This window comes from Saliniramus sp. (assembly GCF_035311605.1).
Classification (GTDB): Bacteria; Pseudomonadota; Alphaproteobacteria; order Rhizobiales; family Beijerinckiaceae; genus Saliniramus.
Map to the genome: position 1 here is coordinate 1 of NZ_DATGCW010000136.1, position 9,216 is coordinate 9,216.

General features: G+C 64.8%; 12 protein-coding genes and 1 pseudogene. 4 read left to right on the forward strand and 9 right to left on the reverse strand.

Annotation, left to right across the window (positions count from 1 at the left end):
* Positions 1 to 910, reverse strand: a protein-coding gene (locus VKP01_RS06660) for an IS630 family transposase (RefSeq protein WP_324411391.1) whose coding sequence is annotated in 2 segments (ribosomal slippage) — positions 1 to 562 and positions 562 to 910 — 911 coding nt annotated over the 2 segments. Because the reading frame shifts where the segments join, the coding sequence is not laid out codon by codon here. This gene is flagged as partial in the annotation.
* Positions 911 to 1,207: 297 nt separating this feature from the next.
* Between VKP01_RS06660 and VKP01_RS06665 the strand changes: the two genes are divergently transcribed.
* From VKP01_RS06665 to modC, 4 genes are read left to right on the forward strand one after another with little or no spacing between them, the layout of a single operon-like run.
* The gene (locus VKP01_RS06665; RefSeq protein WP_324411381.1) at positions 1,208 to 1,579 is read left to right on the forward strand and encodes a molybdenum-binding transcriptional regulator; all 372 of its coding nucleotides are present in this window, start codon (positions 1,208 to 1,210) and stop codon (positions 1,577 to 1,579) included.
* A 58-nt stretch (positions 1,580 to 1,637) separates the two neighbouring features.
* Positions 1,638 to 2,411, forward strand: a complete 774-nt coding sequence (modA, locus tag VKP01_RS06670) for a molybdate ABC transporter substrate-binding protein (protein WP_324411382.1) — start codon at positions 1,638 to 1,640, stop codon at positions 2,409 to 2,411.
* Positions 2,411 to 3,121, forward strand: a complete 711-nt coding sequence (gene modB, locus VKP01_RS06675) for a molybdate ABC transporter permease subunit (protein WP_324411383.1) — start codon at positions 2,411 to 2,413, stop codon at positions 3,119 to 3,121. Before modA ends, modB begins: the two co-directional genes overlap by 1 nt.
* Positions 3,118 to 4,224, forward strand: a complete 1,107-nt coding sequence (modC, locus tag VKP01_RS06680) for a molybdenum ABC transporter ATP-binding protein (protein WP_324411384.1) — start codon at positions 3,118 to 3,120, stop codon at positions 4,222 to 4,224. The genes modB and modC overlap by 4 nt, the downstream gene beginning before the upstream one ends.
* Positions 4,225 to 4,231: 7 nt before the next feature.
* On the opposite strand, the gene VKP01_RS06685 is transcribed toward modC, so the two are convergent.
* The 8 genes and pseudogenes from VKP01_RS06685 to VKP01_RS06720 all read right to left on the reverse strand — a co-directional run.
* Entirely contained in the window at positions 4,232 to 4,699 is a 468-nt protein-coding gene (locus VKP01_RS06685; protein ID WP_324411385.1) for a YaiI/YqxD family protein, read from the reverse strand.
* Positions 4,696 to 4,905, reverse strand: a complete 210-nt coding sequence (locus VKP01_RS06690) for a hypothetical protein (protein ID WP_324411386.1) — start codon at positions 4,903 to 4,905, stop codon at positions 4,696 to 4,698. Before VKP01_RS06690 ends, VKP01_RS06685 begins: the two co-directional genes overlap by 4 nt.
* Before the next feature lie 462 nt (positions 4,906 to 5,367).
* Positions 5,368 to 5,634, reverse strand: coding sequence for a hypothetical protein (locus VKP01_RS06695; protein ID WP_324411387.1), 267 nt, complete (start codon positions 5,632 to 5,634; stop codon positions 5,368 to 5,370).
* Positions 5,635 to 5,995: 361 nt separating this feature from the next.
* Entirely contained in the window at positions 5,996 to 6,304 is a 309-nt protein-coding gene (locus VKP01_RS06700) for a hypothetical protein (RefSeq protein ID WP_324411388.1), read from the reverse strand.
* Positions 6,301 to 7,266, reverse strand: a complete 966-nt coding sequence (locus VKP01_RS06705; protein ID WP_324411392.1) for a zinc-binding dehydrogenase — start codon at positions 7,264 to 7,266, stop codon at positions 6,301 to 6,303. Before VKP01_RS06705 ends, VKP01_RS06700 begins: the two co-directional genes overlap by 4 nt.
* Positions 7,267 to 7,435: 169 nt before the next feature.
* A complete protein-coding gene (locus VKP01_RS06710; protein WP_324411389.1) occupies positions 7,436 to 8,236 on the reverse strand; it encodes an MBL fold metallo-hydrolase in 801 nt (266 codons plus the stop codon).
* Positions 8,237 to 8,238: 2 nt separating this feature from the next.
* The gene (locus VKP01_RS06715) at positions 8,239 to 9,036 is read right to left on the reverse strand and encodes a TatD family hydrolase (protein ID WP_324411390.1); all 798 of its coding nucleotides are present in this window, start codon (positions 9,034 to 9,036) and stop codon (positions 8,239 to 8,241) included.
* A gap of 7 nt (positions 9,037 to 9,043) precedes the next feature.
* A pseudogene (locus VKP01_RS06720) lies at positions 9,044 to 9,216 on the reverse strand (methionine--tRNA ligase); the annotation flags it as partial.

Genomic DNA, 9,216 nt, shown 5'->3' on the forward strand with positions numbered 1-9,216 from the left:
GCACATTCTGTCGGTGTGAAGACATCGACGAGATTGCCGATGGCGTTCCACAATCCATCGACGGTCCGCTCTGCAGCCTTTCGCAGAAGGGCCTTGAGTTTGGCGAAGGCGTTCTCAATCGGATTGAAGTCCGGGCTGTAGGGTGGAAGAAAGCGCAGCTCGGCGCCGGCTGCTTCGATCATGGCCTGTACCGCCGGGCGTTTGTGGCTGGAGAGATTATCCATGATCACGATGTCGCCCGCCTTCAGATCGGGGATGAGGATCTGGCGGATATAGGCTTCGAACCAGTCGCCGTTGATGGGGCCGTCCAGCACCATGGGAGCCACCATGCCGTCCAGCCGCAGCCCGGCAACGAGGGTCGTCGTCTTGCGATGGCCGTGCGGGTAACCCATGCGCAGCCGTTCCCCGCGTCTGCTGCGACCATGGCTGCGCGTCATGTTCGTGGTCGCCCAGGTTTCGTCGATGAAGACGAGGCGTGCAGGATCAAGATCGGTCTGGGATGCGAACCACGCTTCGCGTCGGCTCATCACGTCGGGCCGGTCCTGCTCGATTGCGTGACCGGCTTTTTTTTGCGCGTCAGATCATGGCGCTGAAAGAATCGCGAAAGGGCCGAGGTCGAGGCGACCACACCGTGCTCCGCGAGCCGGGCCCGCAACTCATCGAGGCTCTGGTCCCGCTGTTCCTCGAACAACTCCATCACCAGCGCATGATGGGCTTCCAACTGACGTGACCGCGTGTCGCCACCCTGTTTCCGGGGCGAAAAGGTTCCAGTCAGGCGCCGCGCGGCGTCCCAGCGGATCACCGACGAAATCGATACCCCGAAACGCCGTGCCGCCGCCCTCCGGCTCATGCCGCCATCAACCGCCGAAAGCGCCCGCGCCCGCAAATCCATCGAAAGTGATTTTCCCATCATCGCCGTCCCGATCTCTGTGGTCACGACAATGAATCAGTCAACCGCTGCTTTGGGAATCCCCAAACGCGATTCAATCAGGAAGGGGGCCGCTCTAGGGCATCATTCCATCCGGTGGAGACCGGCTGACGGAGAAAATGATGCGTTGAGCAATAACTTAAAGCGCCCGGCCTGACTCCGTCAGATCGGCATGCGCTCCAGAGCGCGCCCTCGGGTCGCATGCTTGTGCCGCAAGTCATGGTGCCCGGGCTCACGCAGAGCATTGCCTTCCGCGCCAACCCGCGTAAACCTCCGCGGATGAGTGAGCATCGCGAAAATCCCCGCCTGCGGATTCGCATCGTTTTCGGTGAGCGCGGCATGATCGGGCCCGGCAAGGCCGAGCTGCTTGAGCGGATCGATTCAGCCGGGTCGATCGCGGCGGCGGGGCGCGTCATGGGCATGAGCTACAAACGCGCCTGGATGCTGATCGAGACGATGAATGCCATGTTTCGCGAGCCGGTGGTCGAGAGCACGCGCGGCGGGGCGCAGGGCGGCGGGGCGCGGCTGACCGGAACCGGCCACAAGGTCCTCGCCACCTATCGCGCCTTCGAGGCCGAAGCGGCGCGCGCGGGCAGGGCAGAGCTCTGCGCATTGCAGGGTCTGCTCAGCGATATTTCCGACGGGAAATAGCGCTTGATCTTCGGTCCGGATCATCGATATGTTCGGGCGTACATATCAAGGAGGAATGATGTTTCGCCGGTTCTGCCGCCGCGCTGCGGCTGCTCTTCTTGCAGCAACTTTCTTCATCGCCGCGCCCGCGCGGGCGGATGACCTCGTCGTCTTCGCGGCTGCCAGCCTGACCAACGCCCTTGAGGCAGTAGCTGCGCGCTGGATGGACGAAACCGGCAGCCGTGTCGTGATCTCCTTTGCCGGCTCCTCCGCCCTCGCGCGCCAGATCGAGGCGGGCGCGCCGGCGGATATCTTCATTTCGGCGAATACCGACTGGATGGACGCGCTTGCCGCTGCGGGTGAGCTGCGCGAGGGGTCGCGGCGCGCCATCCTGGGCAACAGCCTCGTCCTGATTGCGCATGGGGCTGATGCGTCACCCGTCTCGATCGACGAAAATCTCGATTTCGTCGGCATGCTCGATGGCGGGCGGCTCTCCATGGCGCTGGTCGATGCGGTTCCCGCCGGCATGTATGGGCGCGAGGCGCTCACCACGCTCGGTCTGTGGGGTGCCGTTGCGCCGCATGTGGCGCAATCGGACAATGTCCGCTCGGCGCTCGCCTTCGTCGCGCTGGGGGAGGCGCCTTTGGGAATCGTCTACGCCTCGGACGCCCTGGTGGAGGATAGCGTGAGCGTCATCGCAACCTTCCCCGAGGGCAGCCATACACCGATCACGCTGCCCGCCGCGATCACAGCGCAAAGCGAGCATCGACGCGCGCAGGACTTCCTCGATTTCCTCTCCTCCGACATCGCCGCCCCGATCTGGCGCGAATACGGCTTCAGCGTTCCCGATTGATGCCGGAGGCGATCACCACATGGCTGGGGCCGGATGAATGGCAGGCGGTGTGGCTGAGCCTGCGGGTCGCCTTCTGGGCGACGCTGGTCAGCCTTCCGCTCGGCATTTTCGTCGCCTATGCGCTGGCGCGCTGGGAGTTTCCCGGCAAGCAAGTCTTGAACGGGCTCGTGCATATGCCGCTGATCCTGCCGCCGGTGGTGACGGGGTATCTGCTCCTGATCACCTTGGGGCGGCGGGGCTCCGTGGGGCAATTCCTCGAAGAATGGTTCGGTATCGTCGTCGCGTTTCGCTGGACGGGTGCTGCCATTGCCGCCGGAGTGATGGCCTTTCCGCTGATGGTGCGCGCCATCCGGCTTGCCGTCGAGGCGGTCGATCCGAAGCTCGAAGCGGCGGCGGCGACGCTCGGCGCATCGAAGCCCTGGGTGTTTGCCACCGTGACCCTGCCCCTGATCCTGCCCGGCGTGATCGCCGGCGCGATCCTCGCTTTCGCCAAGGCGATCGGCGAGTTTGGCGCGACCATCACCTTCGTCTCCAACATTCCCGGTGAGACACGCACGATCCCCTCGGCGATCTACGCCTTCCTGCAGGTGCCGGGTGGGCAGGAGGCCGCGGGGCGGCTCGTCATCGTGGCGATCATCATTGCCATGGCCGCGCTGATCCTGTCGGAATTCATCGCGCGGCGCGTCGCGAAGAGGGTATCGGGCTCATGACGCTCTCGGTCTGCCTCCGCCATACGTTTCCGGGATTTGACCTCGATGTCACCTTCGAGGCGCGGCCCGGCGTGACGGTGCTGTTCGGCGCCTCGGGCTCGGGCAAGACCACCCTGATCAATGCGGTGGCCGGGCTCCTGCGACCGGATACGGCGCGTATCGCCGCCGGCAACTGGGTGCTCGTCGATACCGCCGCGCGCTGCTTCCTGCCACCGCATCGCCGGCGTCTGGGTTATATCTTCCAGGAGGGGCGGCTGTTTCCACATATGAGCGTACGGCAGAACCTGCTCTACGGGCGCTGGTTCGCGCCGCGTGATGCCAAGCGCGAGGATTTCGGTCGGGTCGTTGACCTTCTTGGCATCGGCCATCTCCTTGATCGCCGCCCCGGCGCGCTCTCGGGCGGTGAAAAGCAGCGTGTGGCGATCGGACGGGCGCTGCTCGCGGCGCCGAAGCTGATCCTCGCCGACGAGCCGCTCGCGGCGCTCGACGAGGCGCGCAAGGCAGAAATCCTGCCCTACTTCGAGCGCCTGCGGGATGCGGTGGATATCCCGATCCTCTATGTCAGCCATTCCTCGGCGGAGGTGGCCCGACTCGCCACCACCGTCGTCGCCCTGCGCGACGGCAAGGTCACGGCCATGGGGTCGCCGCAGCAGGTTCTGGGCGATGTCGCCGCGATGGGTGCGCGCGGCGCCGCCTCGATCCTCACCGCCCGTGTCGTGGCGCATCATGCGGACGGGCTGAGTGCGCTCGATGGCGCCGGCGGCAGGATGTGGCTGCCCCGCGTGGCCCATGAGCCGGGCGCGGTGATCCGTGTGCGCATCGCGGCGCAGGACGTGATCCTCTCGCGCGCCCGGCCCGAGGGTCTTTCCGCGCTCAACATCCTCACCGGTACCATTACCGAAATCCATCCCGGCCAGGGCCCCGGCGCGCTGGTGACGCTCGCCATGGGCGAGGATCGGCTGATCGCACGGGTGACGCGCCGGGCGGTCGCGGCCATGGGGCTCGAGCCCGGCCAGACCTGTCACGCCGTGATCAAGAGCGTGGCCATCGCCCCGCAGGATGTGGGGATGGTCCGCGCGCTCCCGGACGAGGATGCGCGGTAAAACAAACTCAACCGGCGCGCGCGGCGCGGCGCATGGCGCTCTCGAGGCTTTGCAGGAAACGCGAGCGGTCTGCGCTCGCAAAAGGCGCCGGGCCGCCGGTCTGCTGGCCGGCGCTGCGCAGATCGGTCATCAGATTGCGCGAAGCCAGCGCCATGCCGATGCGGCTTTCGTCGAGGATCTCGCCCTTCGGCGTCACGGCCTGACCGCCGGCGGCGACACAGCGGGCCGCGAGCGGGATATCGGCGGTAACGACGACGCTGCGCGGCACGGCACGCTCGGCGATCCAGTCGTCGGCCTTGTCGAGCCCCTCGTCCACGACGACGAGGGATATCTGCGGATCACGCGGCACGCCGATGCGGCGATTGGAAACCAGAAAAACCTGCGAAACATGGCGCGCAGCCACGCGGTAGCACTCGTCCTTCACCGGGCAGGCATCGGCGTCGATGAACAGGGTAGGGCCGTCCGTCCCGCTCATGCGCCGGGACGCAGTTGCGTGGTGAAGCGACCGCGCGACTCGATGCAGTCATCGGTATCCGGCGGGCTCATGAAATCGTCCTGGCGGCAGAGCAGGGCGGTGAAATTACCCTCGGCCATCGCGGCATCGTCGTCGAGATCAAGCCTGTCGAAGCTGATCTGCGCATCACGCGGCACGTCGGTGCTGATATGGAAGGGCCCCGACATGCCATCGGGGAAAAGCTGACATCGATATCCATGACGTCGCTGCCCATGAGCGAAAAGTCCAGCGACTCGACATTACGCATCCGGCTCTCGCCGCCCTGTTCATGCCCCGGGATCGACACCGTGATCACCGGCCCGAAATCCGAGAACTCCGCCGTCGCGGTGCCTTCCGAGGGCACGTCCAGCGTCTCCCGGACGAATGCCTCGGCACCGACTTCACCGGTGATTTCGCCGATAGGCGTCTCGGCGCGGGCAGGGGCCGCGCTCACGCCCAGGTTGATGGCAGCAAGGCCTGATCTGCGGCGCGTAACCGGTGCGAAGAAAGTCAGGTGTTGAAACATCTCGACCTCATGGCAGGCGCCGGAACGAGTCCCGTTAGTTCGGTGTTCGATTAAGCGTGCCTCTTCATAACGCTTGCATGTCGGGCGGGCAATGTGTCCACGCATTTCTCGGATCAGCCACGGATCAGTCCTTGATCAGCCTGGCGATGAAACCGGCAATCATCACGAGTCCGCCGGCGACCAGACCGAAAAATGCAATAAACCCGAGCCCTTGCGCATTGCCGACGATCCGTCCTTCGGGATCGAAAAAGATGCCCATCAGCAACGGTACAATGCTGACGATCACGATACCGGGGCCAATGAGGAGCAGATTGCGCACAAGACCACGCGGCGCGCGCATTCCAAGCCACAGACTGATAACCGCCATCAAGACGACAATGCTACCGATCATCAATACCCTCCATCAATCCGGAGTATAATCCGGCAATCGGATTCTCGCCATCATGGAGAAGCACAGAAGCACATATGGCCGCGCCGGTCCGGCAGGCAGGGCAGCGCATGCGGGCAGGGCATACGGCCAGGCCGCCGCGGTGCCCGATACTCGCAATGCGCATCGCACCCGGCAATGATGCGCTGAACGCAGCGCCGGATACAGCTATCGTCCGCAGGTGGCCCGCCCGGTCACAATTCCGCTCGACGTCTGCGAATGCCGAACGGTGTGTGCTGCTCCGGCGATCAGGCGCGTTCTCAAACGCCATGCTTCGCGCGCCTCGGTTCGTGCATCAGAAAGGCGCGTGGCAGGCTGCGCTCAATCAGGCTTCAAACAAGCGCCACGGTTCGGCCTGAGGCGCCCGGGCAGGGCGTCGGAACGTCGGCAATCGCGCAGGATCGGGTTCAGTGTCGACTGTCCGTGCCAGCACATTGCCGCGCTGCTGCACATAACCGCCAGAACCAAAATCAGTTTTTCGCATAAGATATATTATGGAACTAAAAATATCCGGAAGAAAGCCTGTCAACGCAATGGCTTGCGCCCGACGCTTGGTGTCCGGGCTTGCAACGCGCACGCGTTCGTGCGCGCCGCCCGGTCGGCACCGCTTGATCCGCTCCAGGTGCAGCGTCACGGATGCAGGAGGATCTTGCCGAAATGGCGGTTCGCGTGCATGTGCTCCAGCGCTTCGACCGCATCGGCGAGCGCGAAGCTGCGATCGATCGGCAGATGCAGCGTGCCGTCACAGACGGCCGGCCAGAGGTCGCGCTTCACGCCGGCAACGATGGCGCGGATTTCCTCGATCGAGCGCGTGCGGAACGTGACGCCGATATAGCGGATGCGCTTGAGCGCATGCAGGTCGCAATCGAATTCGGTCGTACTGCCGCCGAGGCGACCGACATTGACGATGCGCCCACGCACGGCAGCAGCCTGCATGGCCGGCGTCACCAGCGGCCCGGAAATCTGGTCGATGACCAGATCGACGCCGCCATCAGTGAGCGAGCGCACCTGGTCAGGCCAATCCGCATCGCTGGTATTGATGGCGTGATGTGCGCCGAATTCCGTCAGTTTCGCGCGGCGCGCATCGTCGGTCGACGAGCCGATCACAACGCGGGCGCCCAGAAGGCGCGCGATCTGCTGGCCCATCAGCCCGACGCCGCTGCTCGCGCCGAGAATCAGGACGCTGTCGCCGGCGCTCATGCCGCCATTCTCGACGAGCGCGTTATGCATGGTCTGGAGCGCCAGCGGCAGGGTCGCGGCGCGGTCGAAATCGAATCCCTCGGGGATCGGCAGCGCCCGCAAATGATCGGTGACGGCATATTCCGCATAACCACCGGCGCCGCTGCACATGACGCGGTCGCCCACCTGCCAGTTGGTGACGTCGCTGCCCAGTGCCGCGATTTCGCCAGCGAATTCGAGGCCCGGAACAGTGCCGCGCCCGCCCATCGCTCCATGGGCGGCGCCTGAAGCGACGGCGAGGTCGGCACGGTTGAGCGCCGCCGTACGTACCCGCAAGAGGATCTCTTGCGGTTTCGGTTCGGGGCACGGCACTTCGCCAATTTCGAGTCCGTCTTCGCCGACATAGGCTGCCTGCATCTTTGCACGCATCATGGCCTTGATCCCCTTTGACATCAGTCCTCGCGCCCCGCAACGAGCCCCGTGCCCGCACTGATGGCGCCGATGCATCGTCGGACCTCGCGGCCCACAGGCCAAGGCCCGCGACACCCATGTGGTTTTGCGCGGCTGCGCGCGACAGACCAGAGGCTTATTCGGAAATCGTGATGCGCATGCCGTCGAAGGCCGGCTCGACGTGATCGGGCAACTGCCGGGCGAGTTCGCGATAGTCGAGATCGGTATGCAGGTTGGTCAGAACGGCATGGCGCGGTCGTACGCGCTCGATGAGGTTGAGAGCGTCGGCGACATTGAAATGGGTCGGATGCGGGTTGTAGCGAAGCGCATCGATCACCAGCGTCTCGAGCCCGTGCAGTTGCGCCTCGGCGGCCTCGGGCATGGTGCTCACATCCGGGGCATAGGCGAAATCATGGATGCGAAAGCCCAGCGCATCCGTGCCGCCATGGATCATGCGGAAGGGCCGGGCACGGATCGCGCCACCCTCCCCCGCGATCTCGACGGGCCTGTCTTCGGCGATCAGGCGAGAATCGAGGATCGGCGGATAGTTGCTGCCATCGGGCGTCGTGAAGCAGTAATCAAAGCGCTCTTCCAGGATTTTCGTCGTCTTCTCATCCATATAGACGGGAATCCGGCGACGCATATGGATCACGAGCGGGCGCAGGTCGTCGATGCCGTGGGTGTGGTCGGCATGTTCGTGGGTGAAGACCACCGCATCGAGATGCCGGATTTCGGCGTCGAGCAATTGTTCACGAAGATCCGGTGAGGTGTCGAACAGGATAGCGGTTTCGCCGGCGGAATGGCTGCGGCTTACGAAGAGCGAGCAGCGGCGGCGCCGGTTACGCGGCTCGTTCGGATCACAGGCGCCCCAGCCGGTGCCGATGCGGGGCACGCCGCCGGACGAGCCGCATCCGAGAATGGTCGCGACCAGCGCCATGATCAGGCGCCTGCCCTGCCATCGGCCTGCGCTGCCTTGGCGAACAGTTTGTAGAAATTCTCCGTCGTCATCGCTTCGAGCTCCGCCGGCGGCATGTCGAGGGTTTCGGCCAGAATGCGCAGGGTATGCGCCGTATAGGCCGGCTCGTTGGTCTTGCCACGCACCGGCTGAGGAGCGAGATAGGGCGCATCAGTCTCCACGAGAAGACGCTCGCGCGGGATCTTGCGGGCAATGCCGCGCAGTTCCTCCGAACGCTTGAACGTGACGATGCCGGAGAACGAGATGGCGAAACCGAGCTCGATACCTGTCAAAGCGAGCTTCTCGCCGGACGAAAAGCAATGCAGGACAGCCTTGTAGGGCCCCTTGCTGAACTCATCCGTCAGGATATCCATCATCTCCTCATCCGCGTCACGGGCATGGATGACGAGGGGAAGCCCGGTCTCGCGTGCGGCGGTGATATGGGTGCGAAACACGTTGCCCTGCACATCGCGCGGGCTCTTGTCATAATAATAATCGAGCCCCGCCTCCCCGATCGCGACGCAACGCGGATGCGCCGACAGCCGCACCAGATCCGCAACCGGCACATCCGGCTCCTCGCCGGCATTGTGTGGATGCGTGCCGATGCTGAAGAAGATGCGCGGATCGCTCTCGGCGAGGGCGCGGTAGGTGTCGTATTTCCTCACCCGCGTCGAGATCGTGACCACGCGCCCCACACCCGCCGCCTCCGCGCGGGCGAGCACTCCGGGCAGGTCCTCGGCGAATTCCGGGAAATCGAGATGGCAATGGCTGTCGACGATCATGGGCAGCTCACGATGCTTCCGGCTCGATGAAGCGGGGGAAGACCGGCTGCGGCGCCGGGAGCGCTGCGCCGGGCGCAAGACGACCGCCCTCCCCGATCGCCGCAACGAGGCGCTGCTCTGGGGAAACCGCGAGCAAATCCAACAGTTTAGATGCGGAATCCGGAATGAAGGGTTGAACCA

Excerpts from the sequence above, each read along its gene's own strand:
- VKP01_RS06695 (WP_324411387.1), bottom strand. The coding sequence starts at position 5,634 with ATGATCGGTAGCATTGTCGTCTTGATGGCGGTTATCAGTCTGTGGCTT.
- VKP01_RS06690 (WP_324411386.1), bottom strand. The coding sequence starts at position 4,905 with ATGTCGGGGCCCTTCCATATCAGCACCGACGTGCCGCGTGATGCGCAG.
- VKP01_RS06685 (WP_324411385.1), bottom strand. The coding sequence starts at position 4,699 with ATGAGCGGGACGGACGGCCCTACCCTGTTCATCGACGCCGATGCCTGC.
- VKP01_RS06665 (WP_324411381.1), top strand. The coding sequence starts at position 1,208 with ATGAGTGAGCATCGCGAAAATCCCCGCCTGCGGATTCGCATCGTTTTC.
- modB (WP_324411383.1), top strand. The coding sequence starts at position 2,411 with ATGCCGGAGGCGATCACCACATGGCTGGGGCCGGATGAATGGCAGGCG.
- VKP01_RS06715 (WP_324411390.1), bottom strand. The coding sequence starts at position 9,036 with ATGATCGTCGACAGCCATTGCCATCTCGATTTCCCGGAATTCGCCGAG.
- VKP01_RS06705 (WP_324411392.1), bottom strand. The coding sequence starts at position 7,266 with ATGCAGGCAGCCTATGTCGGCGAAGACGGACTCGAAATTGGCGAAGTG.
- modA (WP_324411382.1), top strand. The coding sequence starts at position 1,638 with ATGTTTCGCCGGTTCTGCCGCCGCGCTGCGGCTGCTCTTCTTGCAGCA.
- VKP01_RS06710 (WP_324411389.1), bottom strand. The coding sequence starts at position 8,236 with ATGGCGCTGGTCGCGACCATTCTCGGATGCGGCTCGTCCGGCGGCGTG.
- modC (WP_324411384.1), top strand. The coding sequence starts at position 3,118 with ATGACGCTCTCGGTCTGCCTCCGCCATACGTTTCCGGGATTTGACCTC.